22 protein-coding genes are annotated in these 21,305 nt (G+C 63.0%); 13 read left to right on the plus strand and 9 right to left on the minus strand.

The features are described 5' to 3' along the window. The first annotated feature begins 27 nt into the window (after positions 1-27). From DBV08_RS07570 to DBV08_RS07580, 3 genes are all read left to right on the plus strand, one after another. Entirely contained in the window at positions 28-984 is a 957-nt protein-coding gene (locus DBV08_RS07570; protein WP_124567009.1) for an SMP-30/gluconolactonase/LRE family protein, read from the plus strand. A gap of 68 nt (positions 985-1,052) precedes the next feature. Then, the gene (locus DBV08_RS07575) at positions 1,053-2,111 is read left to right on the plus strand and encodes a Dyp-type peroxidase (RefSeq protein WP_124567010.1); all 1,059 of its coding nucleotides are present in this window, start codon (positions 1,053-1,055) and stop codon (positions 2,109-2,111) included. Continuing rightward, the gene (locus DBV08_RS07580; RefSeq protein WP_095973453.1) at positions 2,108-2,902 is read left to right on the plus strand and encodes a family 1 encapsulin nanocompartment shell protein; all 795 of its coding nucleotides are present in this window, start codon (positions 2,108-2,110) and stop codon (positions 2,900-2,902) included. The genes DBV08_RS07575 and DBV08_RS07580 overlap by 4 nt, the downstream gene beginning before the upstream one ends. On the opposite strand, the gene DBV08_RS07585 is transcribed toward DBV08_RS07580, so the two are convergent. The 3 genes from DBV08_RS07585 to DBV08_RS07595 are packed head-to-tail and all read right to left on the minus strand — an operon-like array spanning position 2,891 to position 4,555. After that, complete coding sequence (locus DBV08_RS07585) at positions 2,891-3,217, minus strand: hypothetical protein (protein WP_124567011.1); 327 nt, start codon at positions 3,215-3,217, stop codon at positions 2,891-2,893. The two genes, DBV08_RS07580 and DBV08_RS07585, sit on opposite strands and share 12 nt — an antisense overlap. Next, entirely contained in the window at positions 3,214-4,038 is an 825-nt protein-coding gene (locus DBV08_RS07590; protein ID WP_124567012.1) for a DUF692 domain-containing protein, read from the minus strand. Before DBV08_RS07590 ends, DBV08_RS07585 begins: the two co-directional genes overlap by 4 nt. Positions 4,039-4,084: 46 nt before the next feature. Continuing rightward, the gene (locus tag DBV08_RS07595) at positions 4,085-4,555 is read right to left on the minus strand and encodes an Lrp/AsnC family transcriptional regulator (protein WP_260395347.1); all 471 of its coding nucleotides are present in this window, start codon (positions 4,553-4,555) and stop codon (positions 4,085-4,087) included. A 154-nt stretch (positions 4,556-4,709) separates the two neighbouring features. Here DBV08_RS07595 and pdhA point away from each other — a divergent pair, with 154 nt between their 5' ends. From pdhA to DBV08_RS07620, 5 genes are read left to right on the plus strand one after another with little or no spacing between them, the layout of a single operon-like run. Beyond that, positions 4,710-5,837 carry a pyruvate dehydrogenase (acetyl-transferring) E1 component subunit alpha gene (gene pdhA / locus DBV08_RS07600; RefSeq protein ID WP_124567014.1) on the plus strand — a complete coding sequence of 376 codons (1,128 nt, stop codon included), beginning with the start codon at positions 4,710-4,712 and terminating at the stop codon, positions 5,835-5,837. Between the two features lie 2 nt (positions 5,838-5,839). Beyond that, complete coding sequence (locus tag DBV08_RS07605) at positions 5,840-6,844, plus strand: alpha-ketoacid dehydrogenase subunit beta (protein ID WP_124567015.1); 1,005 nt, start codon at positions 5,840-5,842, stop codon at positions 6,842-6,844. Continuing rightward, positions 6,841-8,064, plus strand: coding sequence for a dihydrolipoamide acetyltransferase family protein (locus DBV08_RS07610; RefSeq protein ID WP_124567016.1), 1,224 nt, complete (start codon positions 6,841-6,843; stop codon positions 8,062-8,064). The genes DBV08_RS07605 and DBV08_RS07610 overlap by 4 nt, the downstream gene beginning before the upstream one ends. Beyond that, a complete protein-coding gene (gene lpdA, locus DBV08_RS07615; RefSeq protein ID WP_185564497.1) occupies positions 8,064-9,473 on the plus strand; it encodes a dihydrolipoyl dehydrogenase in 1,410 nt (469 codons plus the stop codon). Before DBV08_RS07610 ends, lpdA begins: the two co-directional genes overlap by 1 nt. Before the next feature lie 24 nt (positions 9,474-9,497). Continuing rightward, positions 9,498-10,604 carry a Glu/Leu/Phe/Val dehydrogenase dimerization domain-containing protein gene (locus tag DBV08_RS07620; protein ID WP_124567017.1) on the plus strand — a complete coding sequence of 369 codons (1,107 nt, stop codon included), beginning with the start codon at positions 9,498-9,500 and terminating at the stop codon, positions 10,602-10,604. On the opposite strand, the gene DBV08_RS07625 is transcribed toward DBV08_RS07620, so the two are convergent. The 4 genes from DBV08_RS07625 to DBV08_RS07640 all read right to left on the minus strand — a co-directional run bounded on the left by DBV08_RS07625 (position 10,533) and on the right by DBV08_RS07640 (position 13,483). Next, the gene (locus DBV08_RS07625; RefSeq protein ID WP_124567018.1) at positions 10,533-11,441 is read right to left on the minus strand and encodes a TIGR04222 domain-containing membrane protein; all 909 of its coding nucleotides are present in this window, start codon (positions 11,439-11,441) and stop codon (positions 10,533-10,535) included. The genes DBV08_RS07620 and DBV08_RS07625 overlap by 72 nt on opposite strands. Beyond that, positions 11,438-12,361 carry a TIGR04222 domain-containing membrane protein gene (locus DBV08_RS07630; protein WP_124567019.1) on the minus strand — a complete coding sequence of 308 codons (924 nt, stop codon included), beginning with the start codon at positions 12,359-12,361 and terminating at the stop codon, positions 11,438-11,440. Before DBV08_RS07630 ends, DBV08_RS07625 begins: the two co-directional genes overlap by 4 nt. After that, positions 12,358-12,666, minus strand: a complete 309-nt coding sequence (locus DBV08_RS07635) for a hypothetical protein (protein WP_095973748.1) — start codon at positions 12,664-12,666, stop codon at positions 12,358-12,360. The genes DBV08_RS07630 and DBV08_RS07635 overlap by 4 nt, the downstream gene beginning before the upstream one ends. Before the next feature lie 139 nt (positions 12,667-12,805). Next, complete coding sequence (locus DBV08_RS07640; RefSeq protein ID WP_095973747.1) at positions 12,806-13,483, minus strand: SDR family oxidoreductase; 678 nt, start codon at positions 13,481-13,483, stop codon at positions 12,806-12,808. A gap of 77 nt (positions 13,484-13,560) precedes the next feature. On the opposite strand from DBV08_RS07640, the gene DBV08_RS07645 reads away from it, so the two are divergent. From DBV08_RS07645 to DBV08_RS07660, 4 genes are all read left to right on the plus strand, one after another. Then, positions 13,561-14,487: a metal ABC transporter substrate-binding protein gene (locus DBV08_RS07645; protein WP_124567020.1), complete on the plus strand. Its 927-nt coding sequence runs from the start codon at positions 13,561-13,563 to the stop codon at positions 14,485-14,487. After that, positions 14,484-15,215 (plus strand): metal ABC transporter ATP-binding protein, encoded by a 732-nt coding sequence (locus tag DBV08_RS07650; protein ID WP_124567021.1) that lies wholly within the window; start codon positions 14,484-14,486, stop codon positions 15,213-15,215. Before DBV08_RS07645 ends, DBV08_RS07650 begins: the two co-directional genes overlap by 4 nt. 3 nt (positions 15,216-15,218) lie before the next feature. Then, a complete protein-coding gene (locus DBV08_RS07655; protein ID WP_124567022.1) occupies positions 15,219-16,097 on the plus strand; it encodes a metal ABC transporter permease in 879 nt (292 codons plus the stop codon). 150 nt (positions 16,098-16,247) lie between these two features. Then, complete coding sequence (locus DBV08_RS07660) at positions 16,248-17,843, plus strand: GGDEF domain-containing protein (protein ID WP_124567023.1); 1,596 nt, start codon at positions 16,248-16,250, stop codon at positions 17,841-17,843. Here the strand turns inward: DBV08_RS07660 and DBV08_RS07665 are convergent. Both DBV08_RS07665 and DBV08_RS07670 read right to left on the minus strand, forming a co-directional pair. Further along, on the minus strand, positions 17,840-18,592 hold the full coding sequence (locus DBV08_RS07665; protein ID WP_185564509.1) for a cyclase family protein: 753 nt from the start codon (positions 18,590-18,592) through the stop codon (positions 17,840-17,842). The two genes, DBV08_RS07660 and DBV08_RS07665, sit on opposite strands and share 4 nt — an antisense overlap. Before the next feature lie 144 nt (positions 18,593-18,736). Further along, complete coding sequence (locus tag DBV08_RS07670; RefSeq protein WP_166813427.1) at positions 18,737-19,147, minus strand: TIGR03668 family PPOX class F420-dependent oxidoreductase; 411 nt, start codon at positions 19,145-19,147, stop codon at positions 18,737-18,739. Between the two features lie 60 nt (positions 19,148-19,207). Between DBV08_RS07670 and DBV08_RS07675 the strand changes: the two genes are divergently transcribed. Further along, positions 19,208-20,209, plus strand: coding sequence for a PHP domain-containing protein (locus DBV08_RS07675; RefSeq protein ID WP_054831839.1), 1,002 nt, complete (start codon positions 19,208-19,210; stop codon positions 20,207-20,209). The last annotated feature ends 1,096 nt before the right edge of the window (positions 20,210-21,305 follow it).

Genomic DNA, 21,305 nt, shown 5'->3' on the forward strand with positions numbered 1-21,305 from the left:
TCGGGCAGAAGGTCTAGCGTTGCGCAGATGCGCACCAGGATCTTCGATCGCAGTATTCGGGTAGGTGTCACCGGTGCTCTTGTTGCCGGTTCGCTTCTGGCTCTAGGTGTGTCCGGTGCCGCCGCCGCGGCGCCCTGCCCCGGATCGTCCCCCGCCGTCCTCAGCGTTCAGATTCCGGGCGCAGCTCTCGAGGGTGTCACGGTGGACGGGCAGGGGCGCCTGTACACGACAGACCTGGTGAGTGGGCGAATCTTCCGCGTCGACGCGCCTGGTCAGGCTGCAGTTCCGATCGCGACGGTTCCCGGCGGTGCGGGCGCGCTGGCGTGGAGCTCGGACGGTTCACTGCTGGTGGGAACCGGAGCAAACGCCGGCGTGCTGATCGGCGATCTGACGCGGGCTGCGTCGGTCGCTCGGGTGGACGTGAACTCCGGTGCCGTGACACCTATAGCCGGTGGTCTGAGCGCTGCAAACGGCCTCGCCGTCGCGCACGACGGAACGATTTATGCCACCAACGATTTCGGTTCGCTGATCGGAAAGGTCAGCCCAGGCGGTGCCGTCGACCCGGCGTGGGCAACCTTCCCGAGTGCAAACGGCGCCGCCCTGAGTGCCGATAATCGCTGGCTCTACGTGTCGCGCACGTTCGCAAACCCGGGCGTCAGCCGCATCTCCGTGGACAATCCGGGGTATTCGGAATCGTTGGTCGATCTCGGCGGTCTCGAAACCTTCTCTGCCCCAGATGGTTTGACCTTGGATTCGCGCGATCGCGCGATTGTCCCCACGGACATCAGTGGTGAGGTGTGGCGGATCGACGGGCCCGGCCAGTACTGCTCGCTCACCAGCGGACTGCAAGCGTCGAGCGTGTTGACCTACGGGCGTGGCAATTCCGGTTTCGCGGCCGGGCATCTCTACCGCGCCGGATTCGACGGAAAGATCTTCGAGATTCCGGCCGGCTTCGACGCGGGCGCCCAGGCGGCAACCCCGTAACGCGACACCCTGACGCGACTTACCCACTACTGATGCCGGGACTGCCGGAATCGTCCATACTGGTCTGCATGGCGGAAACGAGTGAGATCGACGAGGCCGAGGTGGCCCTTCCCGCGATACCGCAGCCGTTGCTGACCCCGCTCACGGAAGCTGCGATCTTCCTGGTTTTCACCATCGACGAGGGTGGTGAGCAGGCAGTTCACGACGTTCTGGCGGATATTTCCGGGCTGCAGCGCTCGATCGGATTCCGGGTTCCCGCAGGTGGCTTGGCTGCCGTCGTCGGCATCGGTTCGGACGCATGGGACCGGCTTTTCGACGGACCGCGCCCGGCGGAATTGCACCCGTTCATCGAGTTGACCGGTGACAAACACCACGCTCCCCGCACACCGGGCGATCTGTTGTTCCACATCCGGGCCCGTCAGATGGACCTGTGCTTCGAGTTCGCCACGGTCGTGACCAACAGGTTGGCCGGCGCCGCGTCGGTGATCGACGAGGTCCACGGGTTCAAGTACTTCGAGCAACGCGACCTCATGGGTTTTGTCGACGGCACCGAGAACCCGTCCGGGCAGGCCGCATACGTCGCGGTCACCGTCGGTGACGAGGATCCGGACTTCGCGGGCAGCAGTTACGTCATCGTCCAGAAGTACCTCCACGACATGTCGGAGTGGAATTCCCTGCCCGTCGAGGAGCAGGAGAACGTGATCGGGCGCTCCAAGCTCGAAGACCTCGAGATGGACGACGACACCAAACCGGCCAACTCGCACACCGCACTCACCGTCATCGAGGACGAATCCGGTGAGCAGATCCAGATCCTGCGCGACAACATGCCGTTCGGCCACGTCGGCTCCGCTGAAATGGGAACCTACTTCATCGGTTACTCGGCGTCGCCGACGGTGACCGAGCAGATGCTCACCAACATGTTCATCGGGAATCCCGTCGGCAACTACGACCGCATTCTCGATTTCTCGACGGCCGTCACCGGAATCAATTTCTTCGTTCCGACGGCGGACTTTCTCGACGATCCCCCGGACCTGCCGACCAGGCTCGTTCCCGAAGCGACGTTCACAGCGCCCATCTCTGACGGTTCTCTCGGAATCGGCAGCCTCAAAAGGAGTGCCCAGCAATGACAAACCTGCACCGCGACCTAGCACCCATTTCGGCAGCAGCCTGGGCCGAGATCGAAGAAGAGGCCAGCCGCACCTTCAAGCGTCACGTCGCCGGTCGTCGTGTCGTGGATGTGGAGGGACCGTCGGGTGACGATCTCGCGGCCATCCCACTCGGGCATCAGGTGCCGATCAATCCCTTGGCCGACGGCGTCATCGCACACGCTCGTCAGTCGCAGCCGATCATCGAACTGCGGGTCCCCTTCACCGTCAGCCGTCAGGCCATCGACGACGTCGAACGCGGCGCCAAGGACTCCGACTGGCAGCCCGTCAAGGACGCGGCCAAGCAGATCGCGTTCGCCGAGGATCGCGCCATCTTCGAGGGATACCCCGCAGCCAGCATCACCGGCGTGCGGGCCAGCGGTTCCAACCCGGAACTGAAGCTCCCCGTCGACGCCAAGGACTACCCGGAAGCCATCAGCCAGGCGATCACGTCGCTGCGACTGGCCGGTGTCAACGGACCGTACTCACTGCTCCTGAACGCCGACGCGTTCACCGCGATCAACGAGACCTCCGATCACGGCTACCCGATCCGCGAGCACCTGCGACGCGTCCTCGACGGCGAGATCATCTGGGCCCCGGCCATCGACGGCGCTTTCCTGCTCTCGACCCGTGGCGGCGACTACGAACTGCATCTGGGCCAGGACCTGTCCATCGGCTATCTCTCGCACGATGCGAACTCCGTCGAGCTGTATTTCCAGGAATCGATGACGTTCCTCATGTACACCAGCGAAGCTGTTGTCTCACTTGCGTGAGAGCTTTCGAAACCTCTGATACCAGGGCGGGCGAGGCAGTTCGCCGATGTCCTGGAGGTGGGCGACAAAGGCCTGGGCGTCCGCGTGTGAAGTCGTCTTCGGCCGTCCGTCTGCCCACGCTGTGAACAATCGAAGATACCGATCGCCGAGAGTGTGGCGCACGACCGGAAGGTGGTGCGCCACTTCTCCTGCGCGCTTTCGGAGCAGTGCCGCCGAGACAACGGCGGCATCGTCTGTGTCGAAGCCTTCGGGTAGTTCGCCGCCTGCCACCAGTGCCCGAATCAGCGCCTCTTGACGCTCACCGAGCGTGCTCATGTGCGTGACCAATCGGTGCCCGCGGTGATGCGATCCAGACCCGCTGCGTCGGCGATGGCATCGAGCTCGTCGAGCAATTCCAGTGCCGGCGGGTAGTTTCCGTCGCGCTCGAGCATGATCGCGGGACGGTGACCGGCGGCGGTGAATTGCGCAAGAAGTTCCAGCACTGCTTCGGGCACCGGATCGGTATGCGTGTCGTGGTATTTGCTGTCGCTGATACTGCCACCGGCGATGTGGCAGTACGCGATTCGTTCGAGTGGTAGCCGGCTCAGCTCGGCCCAGGGATCACGCCCTCGGTTGAGAGCATTGGCGTAGACGTTCGCGATGTCGAGAACCAGCAGGGCTCCAGTGCGCTCGACGATCTCCGAGAGAAACTCCCCTTCGGTCAACTCGTCGTCGGGCCAGTCGAAAAGGGCGGCAACGTTTTCGACGGCAAACGGCACCGGTAGACCGTCCTGAGTGCGAGTGATGTTGCGTGCCAAGACGTCGATGGCTTCGTAGGTGCGTGGCAGTGGGAGCAGGTGCCCGGCCTCGATGCCGCCTGCACGCACGAAGGCGATGTGCTCGCTCGCCAAGGGGGCGTCCAGTAGCTGGGCTGCATGCGCAAGGTGATCGATCCGTGCCTGATCTACCGCCTCGGCCCCGCCAAGGGAGAGCGAGATTCCGTGCGGGATCACCGGAACTCCCAGCGAACCGAGGTGCGGCGGTATCCCGTTTCCGATGGATTCGGCAATGACTTCGCAGAATGCCAGGCCGTCTAGCTGCGCGATGATTCCGGATACCTCGGGACGCCAACCGATTCCCAGGCCGTACAGGGTCATTCGAGTCACCTCCCGTGTGCAACTGCTAACGGCGACTATAGACGGATCAGCCGGGCAGCCAGTTGGGTCCTGGACCGTTGCCTTCTTCGAAGATCAGCCACGTTTTGGTCGAGAGAACCCCGTCGAGTCCCTGGAGTTCTTCGAGAACGGTGTGGCGTAGTTCGTGGTTGTCCGGGGCTCGAACCAACACCAGAACGTCGAAGTCGCCGCCGAGGAGGGAGAAATGCTCGACAAACGGCAGTGCCTTCAACGACGCCGCCAGACCTCGCCACGAGTGCTGCCTGATCGAAAGTGCCACGTACGCCGAGGAGCCGAGTCCGGCCCTCTCGTGGGCGATCCGCGTCGTGAATCCGGTGATGATTCCGGCGTCCTCGAGCCTTTCGATGCGGACGTAGGCGTGAGCGCGAGATATGTGCGCCTTCTCGGCCAGTGCACGCATGGAGATGCGACTGTCTGCGACCAGTTCGGCGATGATGCGGCGGTCGATCGCATCGAGAGCGTGCGGTTCGGTGGCCATCTGTCCATTCCTGCTTCGGTAGTCGAGTCGGTTCATGGACAGATTGCTGCCCGAATCCTCATAATAGGCCGTTTGTCTTGAATCTTCGACGCCTTCTGCTATTACGTCGCCGAAGTGCGAATACTGATGGACACAACGTCTTCTGGAGGTAGAAGTGACTCTTGTCGAGCCCTTGGGGGCGCTGCGGTATCAGAAGTTCCTGCCCGCCGATTCCGCGGTGCAGTACCTCGACCCCGCTGGAGAACTGACTCGCAGTGAGGCCCGCTACGCAAAACCGAGCGACGATCGCCTGATCGAGATGTATCGAAAGATGTTCCTGGGCAGGCGCTTCGACCAGCAGGCGACGGCGCTCACCAAACAGGGGCGTCTGGCTGTGTATCCGTCCTCGCGGGGGCAGGAGGCATGTCAGATCGCGGCAGCGATGAGTTTGGAGCCGAGTGACTGGCTCTTCCCCACATACCGGGATTCGATGGCGTTGGCGGCCAGAGGTGTCGATCCGGTTCAGATTCTGAGCATGCTTGCCGGCGACTGGCATTGCGGGTACGACCCCGTCGCACTGCGCAGTGCGCCGCAGTGCACCCCGCTGGCGACGCAGTTGCTGCACGCAGCGGGAGTGGCGTACGGGGAGTCGCGACGGGGCCTGAACACCGTCGCGCTCGCGCTCTGCGGTGACGGGGCCACCAGTGAGGGTGACTTCCACGAAGCGCTGAACTTCGCCGCCGTCTTCAAGGCGCCGGTGATCTTTCTGGTGCAGAACAACGGATTTGCGATCAGCGTCCCGTTGTCACGTCAAAGCGCAGCACCGACGTTGGCGCACAAGGGCGTCGGCTACGGGATCGGCAGCGAGCAGGTCGACGGCAACGATCCTGTTGCGATGATGGCCGTCATGGACGAGGCGGCGCGCTTCGTTCGGAGCGGAAACGGACCGGTGATCGTCGAAGCACACACCTATCGCATCGACGCCCACACCAACGCCGACGACGCCACCCGCTACCGCGACAGCGCGGAGGTGGAATCGTGGCTCGGCCGAGATCCGTTGCCGCGACTCGAAAAGTATCTGCGCGCACACGATCTGATCGACGACGCGTTCGTGGAATCACTGACCGCCGAGGCCGAGGCCGAGGCCGCCACACTGCGCGCCGGCATGAACGTCGACCGCCCACACGACCCGCTCGATCTGTTCCGGTTCGTCTTCGCCGAGCAGACACCGCAATTGCGTGAGCAACAGGCGCAACTCGAAACCGAACTTGCCGCCGAAGCCGCTGACACAGGGGGAAACTGACCATGCCCATGCTCACGATGGCTCAAGCCCTCAACACCGCACTACGGGACTCGTTGGCCGCCGACGACAACGTCGTCGTCTTCGGTGAGGACGTCGGCACCCTGGGCGGGGTTTTCCGCGTCACCGACGGCCTTACCCGCGACTTCGGCGACGACCGATGCTTCGACACTCCCCTCGCCGAGTCCGGCATCATCGGATTCGCAATCGGCATGGCCATGGCCGGTTTTCGTCCGGTCGTGGAAATGCAGTTCGACGCGTTTGCCTATCCGGCATTCGAGCAGATCGCCTCCCACGTCGCAAAGATCCGCAACCGCACGAAGGGCGCACTGTCGATACCGATCGTCATCCGTGTTCCTTTTGCCGGTGGTATCGGCGGGGTGGAGCATCACTGTGATTCCAGCGAGGGCTACTACGCACACACGCCCGGCCTGAAGGTCGTGGCGCCGTCCACGGTGGAAGATGCGTACTCGCTGCTACGTTCGGCGATCGAGGACCCCGACCCGGTGATCTTCCTCGAACCCAAGAAGCTGTATTTCTCCCGTGCCGATGTCGAACTGACCGCACTTGAGCCGATCGGTCGCGCCGTCGTCCGGCGCCCCGGTCGTGACGCGACGCTCATTGCCTACGGCCCGTCCGTGGAGGTTGCACTGAAGTCGGCCGAGGCCGCTGCGGCCGAGGGCCGCGACATCGAGGTGATCGACATACGCTCGATAGTGCCGTTCGACGACGAGACGGTCACTGCATCGGTGCGAAAGACCGGACGCTGCATCGTCATCCAGGAGGCGCAAGGTTTTGCCGGCGTTGGCGCGGAAATTGCTGCTCGCGTGCAGGAGCGGTGCTTCCACCATCTCCACGCCCCGGTACTCCGGGTCAGCGGATTCGACATCCCCTACCCCGCGCCGAAGCTCGAGCGTCACCACCTGCCGAGCGTCGATCGCGTCCTCGATGCCGTCGATCGTCTGCAGTGGAACGACACTCCCGATACCCGTTGGGCGGTGACGGCATGAGCAATCAGGTATTCATGCTCCCGGACCTGGGTGAAGGATTGGCCGAGGCCGACATTGCGGAGTGGCACGTCAAGGTAGGCGACGTGGTCACCATCGATCAGATCGTCGTCGAGGTCGAGACTGCGAAAGCTGCTGTCGACGTGCCCATCCCGTTCGCCGGGACCGTGATCGGACTCCACGGCAAAGACGGTGACACCGTGAAGGTGGGTACGCCGCTGATCACTGTGAGTGGTGGCGACAGTGTCGACGCGGTCGTCTCGGCTAACCACGAGCGATACCGCGAAGAAGAACGTGCCGGTTCGGGTAACGTCCTGATCGGCTACGGCACCAGTGAGGATGCACCGAGACGCCGACGTCGGACTTCTTCGTCGGTACGCGTGATCTCACCAATCGTTCGTAAACTGGCTGCCGACAACGATATCGACCTGTCCATCCTCTCCGGATCCGGTGCAGGCGGGGTTATCACGCGCGCTGATGTCGAGGCAGGGTCGAACACCGGCACGGAAACGGAAATGTCGCATGTGGGCGACCAGCGGATCCCGATCAAGGGTCTACGCAAGGTGGTGGCCGACAAGCTGTCCACCAGCCGCCGCGAGATTCCCGACGCGACAACCTGGGTCGACGTCGACGCCACCGAACTGTTGGCGGCGCGAGGCGAGATCAACAAGTCACTGCCCGATTCCGACAAGATCAGCCTGATGGCGCTGCTGGCTCGGCTGACCACCGCCGCATTGGCGCAGTACCCCGAACTGAACTCGTCGGTCGACACGGCTCGAGGCGAGATAGTTCGACACGCCCGCATCCACCTCGGAATCGCCGCACAGACACCGAAGGGATTGATGGTGTCGGTCATTCGCAATGCGGACACCCTGAGCACCGCCGAACTCGCACAAGCACTTCGGGTAACCACCGACCTTGCCCGCGACGGCAAACTCGAACCCGCCCGCTTGACCGGCGGCACCTTCACACTCAACAACTACGGGGTATTCGGGGTCGACGGATCGACTCCGATCATCAACCACCCCGAGGCGGCAATTCTGGGGATCGGACGCATCATCGACAAGCCGTGGGTGGTGAACGGCGAGTTGACCGTCCGTAAGGTCACTCAGATCTCGTTGAGCTTCGACCACCGCGTCTGTGACGGCGGCGAAGCCGGCGGATTCCTGAGGCTGTTCGGCGACTACATCGAGAACCCGATCCGCATCCTGGGAAGGCTCTGATGACCAAGGCTCCGATGACCAAGGCTTCGATGACGGCCGGCAAACAGCACAGTGATGTCGTGATCCTCGGTGGCGGATCTGGCGGCTATGCCTGCGCCATCCGCGCCGCCCAACTCGGATTGTCGGTCACGCTGATCGAGGCAGACAAGGTCGGCGGAACGTGCCTACACCGCGGATGCATCCCGACCAAGGCGCTGCTGCATTCCGCCGAGGTCGCCGACTCGGCACGCACCAGTGAGCAATTCGGAGTCCGGGCATCTTTTGACGGCATCGACATCGCGCAGGTGCACGACTACAAGAACGGGACAGTCGAGCGGCTGTACAGCGGTCTGCAAGGTTTGTTGGCGCAACACAAGATCACTATTGTCAACGGATACGGAACGTACGTCGGTGGGCGGAGCATCGACGTCGACGGAACCCGCTACACCGGAACATCACTCGTTCTGGCCACCGGTTCGTATCCGCGGGAACTGCCCGGCGTAGAACTCGGCCGCCGGATCCTCACCAGTGACCAGGCGCTCGAACTCGACCGGGTGCCCACCAGCGCGACAGTGCTCGGTGGCGGTGTCATCGGCGTCGAGTTCGCGAGCCTGTGGCGCTCGTTCGGCGCCGAAGTCACGATCGTCGAGGCACTCCCCCGACTGATCGCCGCCGAGGATCCGTGGTCGTCGAAGCAGCTGGAGCGGGCCTACCGGAAACGCGGAATCGTCTGTAAGACAGACACAAAGATCGCTTCCGCGAAAGAAGCAGCCGATTCCGTCCGCGTCGAACTGGGCGACGGAACGACGCTCGATACCGACCTACTGTTGGTCGCCGTCGGCCGCGAACCCCGCACGGACGGTAACGGTTTCGAAGAAAACGGAATCAGCCTCGACAAGGGTTTTGTCGTCACCGACGAACGCCTCCGTACGTCCGTGGACGGTGTGTACGCGGTCGGCGACATCGTGCCCGGTCTTGCGTTGGCGCACCGAGGTTTCCAACAAGGAATCTTTGTGGCTGAACAGATCGCCGGGAAGGATCCGCTACCGGTCGCCGAACACTTGATTCCTCGCGTGACGTACTCACATCCCGAAGTTGCATCAGTCGGACTCGGCGAAGAGGCGGCGCGCACGCAGTACGGCGACATCTCCACCGTCGTCTACGACCTGGCGGGTAACGGCAAGAGTCAGATCCTGCGAACCACCGGGGGAATCAAAGTGATTCACAGAAGAACCAGAGGTCCCGTCGTCGGCGTCCACCTGGTGGGCGACCGGGTTGGTGAGCTGATCGGTGAAGCGCAGTTGGCCGTTGCCTGGGAAGCGCTTCCCGATGAAGTGGGGCGTTTCATCCACGCTCACCCCAGCCAGAGCGAAGCGTTGGGTGAGGCCATGCTCGCCCTCGCGGGAACACCACTGCACGCGCACGGTTGACCCATAACCAGGAGAGGATCTGCAATGAGCATCGACGACGAACTGCGCTGGGACGGTGAACTGACCGTCACCCGACATGATCGGGAGACCGACACGACCTTTGTGATCCGAATCGACTCCACCCGACTGGGACCGGCGTCGGGTGGCACGCGGGCCGCGCATTATCCCTCGATCGGTCACGCTCTGGCGGACGCCGGGAAGCTCGCCGGCGCAATGACATTGAAAATGGCGGTCTCCGACCTGCCGATGGGTGGCGGGAAGTCGGTGATAGCACTGCCCGCACCGCGCAATCGGATCGACTCGGCGACTTGGACTCGTATTCTCGACATTCACGCGGAGAACATCGACAAGCTCGAGGGAAACTACTGGACCGGTCCTGACGTCAACACCAACTCCTCGGACATGGATCAGCTCAGTCGAACCACCAAGTACGTCTTCGGGCGTTCGGTCGACAACGGTGGCGCCGGTTCCAGCGCGCACGCAACGGCTCTGGGCGTGTTCGAAGCGATGAAGGCCACGGCGCGTCGTCGTGGACTCGGAACACTCGACGGCCGAACGGTACTGGTGCAGGGACTCGGCGCCGTCGGCGGGGATGTTGTCCGTCTCGCAGCCCAGGCTGGGGCACGCCTGCTGGTTGCAGATACGGACCCGCAGCGCCTCGAGGCTGCTTCTCTCGCGGGGCACACGGTCGTTCCTGTAGGCGAGGTACTCCGAACACCGTGTGATCTCTTCGCTCCCTGCGCGATGGGAGGCATCATCGATTCCGCTGCCGCTGCGTCGATTCCGACTCTGGCCGTGGCGGGCGCAGCAAACAACATCTTGACCGATGCTGCGGCGGGCGAGGTTCTGCGAAGCCGCGGGGTTCTCTGTGCCCCTGATTTCGTCGCGAACGCAGGCGGAGCCTTTCACCTCGTCGGGCGAGAAGTACTGGGGTGGAACGAAGACGACGTCGTCGAACGAACCCGAGGGATCGGTCGAACTCTGGACGAGGTGTATTCCTTGAGTGAGGAACGTGGCATCACTACCGAGGCGGCAGCGCTTCTGCTCGCCCGGGCGCGGTTATCCCCCGCATCCGCCACCGCCGCTGCCACATCCGCCGCCCCCGCTGCAGCTGCCGCCTCCCCCGTCTGAACTACCGCCGTCCGAACCCCCGCTACCTCCGCTGCCGTCGGCACCGATTCCGGCGGCGGAGGCCAAGGCGGGATTGATCATCAGCATTGCCGAACCGGCGAACAGGGCGGCGGACATCCCCGCCAAGCGCGGTCCGTAAGCGGAGAAGGCAGGCTTGTTGCGCGGGGACAGGTAGGCGTGTGCTGTGGTCAGTTCCGACCGTGCTGCATTGCCCGAGGTGGTGCGATCGAAGTAGAGCCCGAGCAGCGGGATGCTGAACCCGGTGACGAGTACGGCGAGAATCAGAAACTCGACGGGCTTGTCGTTGTGCAGGCCGAAGGCAATGCGGACGATACCCACGGCCACCAGGATCTTCAGCGGAACTGTGGAGAGAAAGATCGAACGCCTGGTGCTGTCGGAGGTCAGGTACCCCCGGTCCGCCAAAGAGTTTCGTAGGCGAGCTGTTTCCACCGTCATGCGCTCGGCGAGTTGCCGCCGACGATGGGGCAGGGCCTGCTGGGCCAGGCGCTGGTACACGGTGAGGGTGTACCAGTCCAGGGTCTCGTCGGCAGGGCCCAACGGGCGCAGGACAGCGCCGTCGGTGGTGATCAGATCAGCGCTACGTAGGATTGCCAATGATGCTGCGATGGCGCGTGACTCGCCGGTCAGCATGCCGACTTCGGGAGGGGTCAGTTGCTCGGCGGAATACCCGCGCTCGGTTGAGTACCCGTACCGGCGTGCTCGAATCATCAGACGCCACACCAGAGTGAGAACCATGAGCGTGACCGAAACGGCTACGTAGCCGTACAGGAAATCCTCACTGGGGATCCCCCACGTGTCGCCGGCACGAGTGCTCATCCCCCACACCCCCCGCCGCCGCAACTGCTACCACTGCCGCCACCGCCGTCCGAGCCGGATGATCCGGAAGAGGAGCCACAACTGTAGTAGCTCGAACTTCCGCCGCCCGGGCTGTACGCGGCGCCCGCAGCCACCGCTCCTGCCAGCGCCGGATCGATCAGAACCAGAGCGCCCGAACCGAAGAGCGCGGCCGAGAGCCCGGCGAGTGAGGGACCGTAGCTTGTATAGGCGGGCCGTAGTTTCGGTGAGAGGTACGAGTTTTCGTGCTTGAGACGTCGAAGCTCACTGTCGCCCAAAGCTGTCCGACGACGCTTGATGCGAAGAAGTGGAATCATCAGCGCGAGAAAGATGATGGTCAGGAGAAGAAACCCGACCGGCTTCCCGCCGATGATCCCCGCGATAAGCCGGATCACGCCGAGAGCGATTACCGCCACGATCGGAACGGTCCGAAGAGCGGCAGCCGGGCCGTCCTGCGGGCGTTGCAAGTAGCCCTCGTCGATCAGCGTCGTACGTAGTTGTGCGAGTGCGACGTTCAGTCGTCCCATCAGGCGCACCTGTCGCAGCGGGACCTTTCCGTTGCCGAGCCGCTTGTGCACCGTGCGGGTGAACCAGTCGAGACGACTCTTGTCCTCCGCGGTGAGTGCCAGCTTGGTCTTTCCTTCGGTGCTGATCAGCTCGGCGCTGCGCAGTATGGCCATCGACGCGAGCACCGCTTGGTAATCACTGGTCAAGGCACCGATCTCGGGCGGAGTGAGCGGCCGACGAACCGCGTCGACGATCGCGGGTGAGCGGCGCGCGGACATCCTGCTGTAGAGCGAGAGTCCGACCGCGACGGCTGCGGCCACCAGATACCACTGCAAGAAGGTCTGGCTGGGGATCCCCCATGTGTCAGCTGAGTAGTAGTTGTTCACAGCACTCACCCCCCACAGCTGACGGTGCTCGCGTAGGTCGAGCAACGGGACGGTGAAGACCCGCTGCCATGTCGACCCTGGCAGGCAGTATGTGCAGCACTCTCGAGTTCTGCCACGGCAGCGCGTACTGCAGGCTCGTCGCTGGTCGGTACACCCATCTCCGGTGGGGTGAGCGTGCGCAATTCCGGTGTGGGCTTGCGCAGGCCGACGCCGCGGATCACAAGCGCGATCACCACCGCTCCGGTGGCAGCGGCGACGTAGCACCCGAGGAAAGCCTCGGTGGAAATTCCCCACGTATTCGTATGATCATGCATCGCACACCGCCTCTCGATGAACTCCTGAGAACAAGTCCAGTCCCTTTGTCCGACAACTGATGTCAGTATCGGGCCAGTGCCCGGAAAAGCGATATCCGGATGCCCATCGTCATCATTCCGTTACCGGCGAACTGGGGATTTACCGGCCGGTGGGTCGAAGCACGATCTCCGTGGGGTGTGCGTCGGACGGTGTTTCGACGGCAGTGAGTACGGCACGCGCCACGGTGGAGGCCTTCAGGAAGCGCTCCGGGTCGTACTCGTCGCCCTCACCGGCGACGATGTCGCGCTGCATATCGGTGTCGATCCGGCCGGGATGAATGGAGGTGACCCGCAAGGACGGCTCTTCCAGGCGCAGTGCGTCTCCGAAAGCACGCAGCGCGAACTTGCTGGCCGCGTACGAGCCCCAGCCGGCGTTGGCGCGCAACCCGGCACCCGAATTGATCAGCACTACGTGGCCTCCGGCAGCACGAAGCGCGGGCAGGAGCACACGCGTGAGCTCGGCGACGGCGATGACGTTGGCCTCGAGGGTTCGTCGCCACTGATCGACCGAGGATTCCTCGATGGTGCCGATGTCGGCCACTCCGGCGTTGTGTACCAGCACGTCGAGCGTCGTGACGGTCGAGGCGGCGGCCGCGACGGCGTCGTAGTCCGTGAGGTCGAGGGGTAAGGGCGTCGACCCGGGCAGTTCGGCGCAGATCGGCTCGAGGGCCTGCGCGGATCGTGCACCGAGCAGCAGGTCGTGGGTCGGCGCCAGCTCGCGTGCGATGGCAGCTCCGAGGCCGCGACTGGAACCGGTGATCAAGGCAGTAGGACGCATGGTTCGAGCCTATCGAGTGAAGAATGTTCGGCCGGACGAACTTGTGTATTTGTTTACCCACATATTAGAGTTCGATCATGACGACTCGCGACGCGAAGAATTTCCGCCGCCTGGGAATTGCTGCCCTCGCCGCCCTGCTTCTTTCCAGCTGTTCGGCAATGAATTCCGCTTCCGACGACGGCCGCCCGGTAGTGCTCACCACGTTCACCGTGCTCTCGGACATCGCCCAGAACGTCGCAGGTGATCATCTGCGCGTCGAGTCGATCACCAAGGCGGGAGCGGAGATTCACGGTTACGAGCCGACACCCGGCGACATTCGCCGGGCCAACGAAGCCGATCTGATCCTCGACAACGGCATGAACCTCGAAGCATGGTTCGCCAAGTTCGTCGACGGACTGGATGTGCCGCACGTCGTGGTCAGCGATGGTGTCGAAGGCATTCCGATCGCCGGCGACGCCTATGCGGGCAAGCCGAATCCGCATGCGTGGATGTCTCCGTTGAATACGCAGATCTACGTCGACAACATGGTGACTGCTTTCAGTGACCTCGACCCGGACAACGCCTCGGCATTTGCGGAGAACGGCGCGAAGTACAAAGCGGAACTACAAGCAGTGCAGGACGGCCTGGTCAGTGGCCTGGCGGTATTGCCTGCAGGTCAGCGTGCACTCGTCAGTTGCGAGGGTGCGTTCTCCTATCTGGCCAGGGATGCAGGACTCGGCGAGGCGTACATCTGGCCGGTCAACGCCGAGCAGCAGGCGACGCCGCAGCAGATCATCGCGGCGATCGACTTCGTCCGGGCCAATCCCGTTCCCGCAGTCTTCTGCGAGTCGACGGTCTCGGATGCTCCCATGCAGCAGGTCGTCGGGGCGACCGGGGCGAAATTCGGTGGAACGTTGTACGTCGACTCGCTGTCCGAAGCCGACGGTCCCGTGCCCACCTACCTGGACATGATTCGCCACGACACCGACGTCATTCTCGGCGGCCTCACTGGCGGCAAATCATGAACGAAGCCATTCGCGTCGAAAACGTCAGCGTTCACTACGGCGAGGTCCACGCACTGGACGATGTCGATCTGACGTTGAACTCCGGTAGCGTCTGCGGATTGATCGGAATGAACGGTTCAGGCAAGTCGACCCTGTTCAAGGTGATCATGGGAATGATCAAGCCGGACAACGGCTCTGTCAGAATCGCCGGTCTCGACGCAGCCGCTGCGCGCAAGAGCGGCCGCGTCGGATACGTGCCGCAGAGTGAAGACGTCGACTGGACCTTCCCGATCAGCGTCCGTGACGTCGTGATGATGGGTAGGTACGGCCATCTCGGGTTCTTGCGGCGTCCGCGACGTGCAGATCGCGAGGCGGTGGCCGCGGCACTGGAGCGGGTGGAGCTCACGGAATTCGCGGATCGCCAGATCGGACAGCTCTCGGGTGGTCAGAAGAAGCGCGCCTTCGTGGCACGCGGTATCGCGCAGGACGCGTCGATACTGTTGCTGGACGAACCGTTCGCGGGCGTTGACAAGCGTTCCGAGGCAACGATTTCGACGCTGCTACGAGAGTTGGCCGCCGACGGCCGATCGATCTTGGTCTCGACCCACGATCTTCACGCGGTGCCGAAACTCTGCGACGAGGCGGTACTGCTCATGCGCAAGGTTCTGGTGCATTCCGACCCGGACACCGTGCTTCAACCGGAAAACCTCGCCCTGGCTTTCGGCCTCGACGTGATGGACAGGACCTGATCGATGAACATCGTAGAACTGCTCCTGGACCCTCTCCAGTACGGATTCATGGTGCGCGCGTTGGCCGTTGCCGTTGTGGCGGCGGTTGTCTGCGCGGTGCTCAGTTGTTGGTTGGTGCTCATCGGGTGGTCACTGATGGGCGATGCCGTCTCGCACGCCGTCCTGCCCGGTGTTGTCCTCGCCTACGTCGTCGGCGCTCCATTTGCCATAGGGGCCTTGATCTTCGGGTTGATCGCCGTCGCACTGATCGGGCTGATCCGTAACACCAGCCGCGTCAAGGAAGACGCCGCGATCGGTATAGTCTTCACGACTCTCTTCGCGTTCGGTTTGGTTCTCATCTCGGTGACCCCAAGCCAGACCGATCTCAACCACATCATTTTCGGCAACCTGCTGGGGGTGAGTTCGTCCGATCTTCTGCAGGTCGCGATACTCGGCGCGTTGGCGTTGAGCATTCTGTTGATCAAGCGTCGTGATCTGACGTTGTTCGCTTTCGACCCGGTGCATGCCAACGCGATCGGTCTCTCGCCCAAACGTCTCGGTGCCTTACTCCTCGGGGTTCTCGCACTCACCTCGGTAGTGGCCCTGCAAGCTGTCGGAGTTGTGCTGGTGGTGGCGATGCTGATCATCCCCGGGGCGACGGCCTACCTTCTCACCGACAAGTTCTCACGGATGCTGGTGACAGCTCCCGTCGTCTCCGCAATCTGCGCGATTGCCGGTATCTACGTCAGCTACTACCTCGACACAGCTTCCGGGGGCATGGTCGTGATGACGCAGGGCATCGTGTTCGCCCTGGTGTACCTGTTCAGCCCATCGCAGGGGGTCATTGCGAAGTGGACTTCGCGGCGGCGCAGGGCCCGAACGGAATACAGCGCCGTGGCCTAGCGGACGGTCTTGATCGTTCGTCCAGTTAACAATCCGCTACCAAATCGGGTAGGTTCGTACGGGCATTCGTCACCACAACCATGCCGGCCGCAACGAAGCCGGCTGAAAGACAATCGGTGGTGACGCCTTTGAACACCGATGGGCCCTTCGATGACGCAGTTCCGAGCACGACGCACGTGGCTGGTTCTCGGCGTCGTCGTCGCGGTCATCGCCATCGCCGGATCCGGTCTGCTCAGCCCACGAACTTCGGTTCTGGTGGACGATATCGCCCAGATCGTCGGCGGCGCCACCGCGACTGCGGTCTGTTGGTGGACGTCGCGGCGCTATCACGGAGTCGAGCGTCGCTGGCGAACTCTGATGGCTCTCGGTATGGCCGGCTGGACCCTCGGAATGTTCTTCTGGGCGTTTTACCGCTCGGTTCTCCACGTACCACTCCCGTCGCCGTCGATCGCGGACATCGGATTCTTCATGTTCCCGGTGTTTGCCGTGCCGGCGCTTCTGTCGTTGGTACGCCAGTCGCCCCGGCGTGAGGCGATCGGTCCGATCCATCTGTGGCTGGTGCTGACCCTCGACGGTCTTGTCGTGGTCGGTGGGTTGTTCATCCTCACGTGGACGACCGCCCTCGGCGCTGTCGTTCATACCGGTCCTACGGGGTCTCTCGGGTTTCTCGTCGCGGTGATGTACCCGATCACCGACTTCGTTCTGATCGCAATGGTCTTGCTGATGGTCATCGGACCCAAGGCAGTTGCCGAGATTCGCGTACCGCTGACGTTCCTCGGGTGTGGGTTGGTGATGCTCTCCCTGTCGGACAGCGTTTACGCGTACTTGGTGGCGATCGGCGCCGAGAGTATGCCGACCATCGCCGACGCCGGGTTCATCGCCGGGCCGCCGTTGATCGCGCTGGCGGCACTGGCCGAACGGGCCGAGCCCCGACCGCGCACAGCCCTACAACCTTGGCGAAGCGATCGGACTCAATTGCTGCTGCCGTATCTCTTGATCGCGGTCATCGCGACGATCGTGACGGTACAGGCACTCATCGTCGGCAACCTCGATGCCGTGGTCGTGATACTCGGCGTCGTCGTGCTGGTTCTCGCGCTGGTGCGCCAAATACTCACGCTCCTCGAGAACGACGCGCTCCTCCAACAGATCTCCGCTGCCCAGGACGAGCTCCGGTACCGAGCCCATCACGACCCGCTCACCGAGCTCGCCAACCGGGCCGCGTTCGACGAACACTTCGAGAGCGCCATCGAGAACTACCGCCTCACGAACTCCGATTGGGTGCTGATGCTTGTCGATCTGGACGACTTCAAACAGGTCAACGATCGTTACGGGCACCCGGCCGGTGACCGGTTACTGGTTGCCCTCACTGCGCGTCTGCGCGAAGCGGTTCCCGAGAGTGCATTTGTCGCTCGATTCGGCGGCGACGAATTCACTGTGCTCCTGCAGGGCCCGCTCGACGATGCGGTCGTCGTCGCTCGCAGGATCGTCGACGCCCTCAGCAGCGATGGGATTGCCGGCGAGAAATCGGTGTCGGTGGGTGCGAGCGTCGGTGTAGCGGAATTCGGGCCCGTGCAGTTCGAGTCGGCGCAGTTCGAGTCGGCGCAGTTCGGGTCCGCGCAGTTCGACTCTGCGGATGAGCCGCTCAGCGCGCACACTCTGCTTCGCCGAGCAGATGCGGCGATGTACGAGGCGAAGAGAAGTGGGAAGGGCGCTGTGGTCGTCTACCGAGATCGCCGCGAAGCCTAACGCCGCAGGAGGGCGAAGATCGTTGCCGGCGAACCAGATCCGGCCCTGTTGATGGCGCTACCGACGAGGATGCTCGCCCCGGTGGTCGGCAGGGCGGCAAGATTGTTCAGGTTCTCCAGGCTGATTCGACGCTTGTCGTACAGGAGCGTCGAGACGGGGTAGGTTTCGTCGTTTCCGAGGTCGGGACCGAAGGTGTCGGTTCCCAATGCGCCACGCGTGCCCAGGCGCCCGGTGTCTATCAGCCACTGCGCCGCGTCCACCGAGAAGCCGGGTTGGTGGGTGACACCCTCGGCGTCGGAGTTGGCATATTCTTCGCTACCCCAGCGCGATTCCCATCCGGTCCAGAGGACTACGGCCGCTCCATCGGGAATCTTGCCGTTACTCGTCTCCCACTCTTCAATGTCTGCGACGGTGAGGGCGTAGTCGGAATCGGCGGCAGCCTTGTCCCGGATGTCGATCTTCACTGCGGGTAGGAAGAGGTCGGCCGGATCGAGTTGGTCGGCGGTGAGTCCACCTTCCTGAAAGTGCGCGGGCGCGCCCCAATGCGTACCCGTGTGTTCACCTTCCTTGACGTACTGGAGGTAGTAGCCGTCGTCGGCAATGGTTGCCGCTGTGTCGAGAGTGAACTCGGGATCGCCGGGAAAAATCGGCGTCGACGCTGGGTCGTTCACGTGTGAGAGCGAAACAACCGACAAGAGCTCGTTCAACGGGGTTGTTGCGTCTTGACTGCTTCCGGAACTGCTACCCATGTCGATCACCTGAGGTCCCGCTACCAGCGCCAGGCCTGTGGCTGCGCGCTGAAGTAACTGCCGTCGTTTCATCGATCCCCCGCCAAATTGTCCGAATTGAGAGTGTTGCAATCACTTTCGCTCCTTGAACACTAGGACAGAACCTTAGGCTGCTGCGGACCATGACGACCACTCCACATCGCGAACAGCTATCACCTGTCCGTGCGGTCGGTGATCCACGTACTGCGGATACTTCGCGGCCAAAGCATCGATTGCGCTCTCGGACTCCTTGGTGCCGGGGTCGAGGACCTCGGCGCGGCCGTCGACGCGGACCCACCAGAGGGCGGACCAGTCGTCGTCGTAATGATCGACCAGCAGGCTCGCACGCCCCGTCTCGGTGATGTTCCGGAGCCGGCGAAGAGCGGTCGTGGTTTTCGGCTTGTGGTCGACGCAGGAATAGACGGTATCGCCGAGTAGGGCGAATACGAGCGGCACAATATGCGGAACGCCGGCTGCGTCAGCCGTCGCCAGGTGAGCCACCCGCGCGGCTTCGAATCGTGCTCTCGGATCGTCCATAACCACAGCGTAAGTGGATCAAGGGTTGCCGCAAGCCGCCGCTGACGGAACAGTGGTCTCATGGAACCGGATGAAGCGCTTCGGGAGATCGCCTACTGGCTCGAACGATCACGCGCCGAAACGCACCGCGTCAAGGCCTATCGGCGAGCTGCGGAGGTCTTTGCGGGATTGTCGGACGAGCAGAAGGAGTCTCGCCGGAAGTCCGACAGTTGGAAGGCTCTCACCGGCATCGGGCCCAAAACTGCAATGATCATCGCCCAGTCGTACGACGGCGTCCCCGAGTATCTCGAGGAACTGCGGGGGCAGGCTGAGCCCATCGGCGACAGCCCATTGCGACAAGCCCTGCGCGGCGACCTCCACACACACTCCGACTGGTCCGACGGTGGCAGCCCCATCGAAGAGATGATGCGACGCGCAGCAGCACTGGGCCATGACTACTGCGCTCTGACTGACCATTCGCCTCGGCTGACTGTCGCCAACGGGCTGTCCGCGGAGCGCCTACGTTCTCAACTCGACGTCATTGCAGGGTTGAACGCCGAGCTGGCCCCCTTCCGCATCCTCACTGGAATCGAAGTGGACATTCTCGAAGACGGTTCACTCGACCAAGATCCCGATCTACTCGACGAACTTGACATCGTGGTGGCGAGCGTGCACTCGAAGCTGCGGTCCGAACGTGAGGCGATGACCCGCAGAATGCTTGCTGCAGTGCGAAACCCGCGTGTCGACATTCTCGGACACTGCACCGGGCGTCTTGTCGAGGGTGCTCGCGGAACCCGGCCCGAGTCGCAGTTCGACGCGGAGAAAGTGTTCGAGGCCTGCCGCGAATCAGGCACCGCCGTCGAGATCAACTCCAGACCGGAGCGTCGTGACCCGCCTTCGCGTTTGATCGAGTTGGCCCGCGATCTCGATTGTCTCTTCTCCATCGATACCGACGCCCATGCCCCCGGTCAGCTGGCCTGGCAGGGCTACGGCTGTGACCGGGCCGAAAAGTGCGGTGTCGAAGCGGATCGGGTGATCAATACCTGGACCGCCGAAGATCTTTTGGAGTGGGCGGGCAATTGACGGTCTCGGCACGCGCGCTGCTGTCGGTGCCGTTGGTGGCGTCGCTTTGCCTGGCCACCGCTTGTTCGGCTCCGTTCTGGCGAGATTCGGTGTACTTCACACCTCCTGAGGCTCGGGTGTTCGAGACCGCCGACTGTCTCGGAATTGAAGTCGCATGGGGCCTGTTCGGTGTCGATCTGTATTCGCGTCCGAAACACGAAACAGGGTATCCTCCATCTGATTTCGATCCAGTGGCAGTATTTCGTTGCGAAGTCGGCGAAGGCGCCTCCGGAGCGTTAACCGTCGACATGGTTCGACTCGAAGGTGACGTAGCCGCCGTCAAGGATGCATATCGTGTCGACTCCAAACGCTTTCCCGACAATGTCGTTGCGAGTTGTGTCACAAGCGAACTGGTTCCCGTCAAACTGTGGATGGTCAACAGCGCCGGACAAGTGATGTTTCCGGCCTGGCCGTCGAGTCCGTGCGGTTTTCAAGTCGGGCCTCTCGATTCGCTTCGATCGCTGCATGAAGTCGAACGTGTCCGAACTTCGTTGAGTCTTTCTCCGACGATGGCGAATTGCGATCGCTCGTCTGCCGTTCAATTCGACCGGACAGATGCCAGAGAGGTTGACAAGGCGCGCGAGCAGTTCGAGAGAGGCGAAGGCTATGACCCGCTCGACAATGAGCTGGCTACGCCTGTCGCTGATGTTGCAGGACTATCCGTGTGCCGGCATGAATCTCAGACAGACGTGGACGTTATTCGCGTGACCGAAGCGGAGAGTCGAGACGTGGTTGCCGCCATAGCCGATGCTCCTATAGCTCCGCCGTGTGATCAGATCGCGACAGCGACAGCATCATCAACCCTCCTACGGGTTGACGGTTCGGGCGGTACTCCTGTGAGCGTGGAGTTGGATGGATGTCGCCGCGCCGCCCTTTCCGGCTATCGAAGTCCGCCGGAATGGGTCACCGAGGCGTTTGCTCGGTGACCTCCGGGTTCAGATCCGCGTGGTGGAGCGGCGGGGTTTCTGGTCGGGGTCGATGCCTGGTGGTGGGATGAACCAGGGCAGGTGATCGGTGCCTATCCGGATTTCCCATGTGCCGGTGAATCCGGGTTTTC

Origin of the sequence: Rhodococcus sp. KBW08 (assembly GCF_003852455.1) — a bacterium.
GTDB lineage: Bacteria > Actinomycetota > Actinomycetes > Mycobacteriales > Mycobacteriaceae > Rhodococcus_F > Rhodococcus_F baikonurensis.

Bases quoted from the DNA above. Each gene is read 5' to 3' on its own strand.
- DBV08_RS07570 (WP_124567009.1), top strand. From the start codon at position 28: ATGCGCACCAGGATCTTCGATCGCAGTATTCGGGTAGGTGTCACCGGT.
- DBV08_RS07575 (WP_124567010.1), top strand. From the start codon at position 1,053: ATGGCGGAAACGAGTGAGATCGACGAGGCCGAGGTGGCCCTTCCCGCG.
- DBV08_RS07580 (WP_095973453.1), top strand. From the start codon at position 2,108: ATGACAAACCTGCACCGCGACCTAGCACCCATTTCGGCAGCAGCCTGG.
- DBV08_RS07585 (WP_124567011.1), bottom strand. From the start codon at position 3,217: ATGAGCACGCTCGGTGAGCGTCAAGAGGCGCTGATTCGGGCACTGGTG.
- DBV08_RS07590 (WP_124567012.1), bottom strand. From the start codon at position 4,038: ATGACCCTGTACGGCCTGGGAATCGGTTGGCGTCCCGAGGTATCCGGA.
- DBV08_RS07595 (WP_260395347.1), bottom strand. From the start codon at position 4,555: ATGGCCACCGAACCGCACGCTCTCGATGCGATCGACCGCCGCATCATC.
- DBV08_RS07605 (WP_124567015.1), top strand. From the start codon at position 5,840: ATGCCCATGCTCACGATGGCTCAAGCCCTCAACACCGCACTACGGGAC.
- DBV08_RS07610 (WP_124567016.1), top strand. From the start codon at position 6,841: ATGAGCAATCAGGTATTCATGCTCCCGGACCTGGGTGAAGGATTGGCC.
- lpdA (WP_185564497.1), top strand. From the start codon at position 8,064: ATGACCAAGGCTCCGATGACCAAGGCTTCGATGACGGCCGGCAAACAG.
- DBV08_RS07620 (WP_124567017.1), top strand. From the start codon at position 9,498: ATGAGCATCGACGACGAACTGCGCTGGGACGGTGAACTGACCGTCACC.
- DBV08_RS07625 (WP_124567018.1), bottom strand. From the start codon at position 11,441: ATGAGCACTCGTGCCGGCGACACGTGGGGGATCCCCAGTGAGGATTTC.
- DBV08_RS07635 (WP_095973748.1), bottom strand. From the start codon at position 12,666: ATGCATGATCATACGAATACGTGGGGAATTTCCACCGAGGCTTTCCTC.
- DBV08_RS07640 (WP_095973747.1), bottom strand. From the start codon at position 13,483: ATGCGTCCTACTGCCTTGATCACCGGTTCCAGTCGCGGCCTCGGAGCT.
- DBV08_RS07645 (WP_124567020.1), top strand. From the start codon at position 13,561: ATGACGACTCGCGACGCGAAGAATTTCCGCCGCCTGGGAATTGCTGCC.
- DBV08_RS07650 (WP_124567021.1), top strand. From the start codon at position 14,484: ATGAACGAAGCCATTCGCGTCGAAAACGTCAGCGTTCACTACGGCGAG.
- DBV08_RS07655 (WP_124567022.1), top strand. From the start codon at position 15,219: ATGAACATCGTAGAACTGCTCCTGGACCCTCTCCAGTACGGATTCATG.
- DBV08_RS07660 (WP_124567023.1), top strand. From the start codon at position 16,248: ATGACGCAGTTCCGAGCACGACGCACGTGGCTGGTTCTCGGCGTCGTC.
- DBV08_RS07665 (WP_185564509.1), bottom strand. From the start codon at position 18,592: ATGGGTAGCAGTTCCGGAAGCAGTCAAGACGCAACAACCCCGTTGAAC.
- DBV08_RS07670 (WP_166813427.1), bottom strand. From the start codon at position 19,147: ATGGACGATCCGAGAGCACGATTCGAAGCCGCGCGGGTGGCTCACCTG.
- DBV08_RS07675 (WP_054831839.1), top strand. From the start codon at position 19,208: ATGGAACCGGATGAAGCGCTTCGGGAGATCGCCTACTGGCTCGAACGA.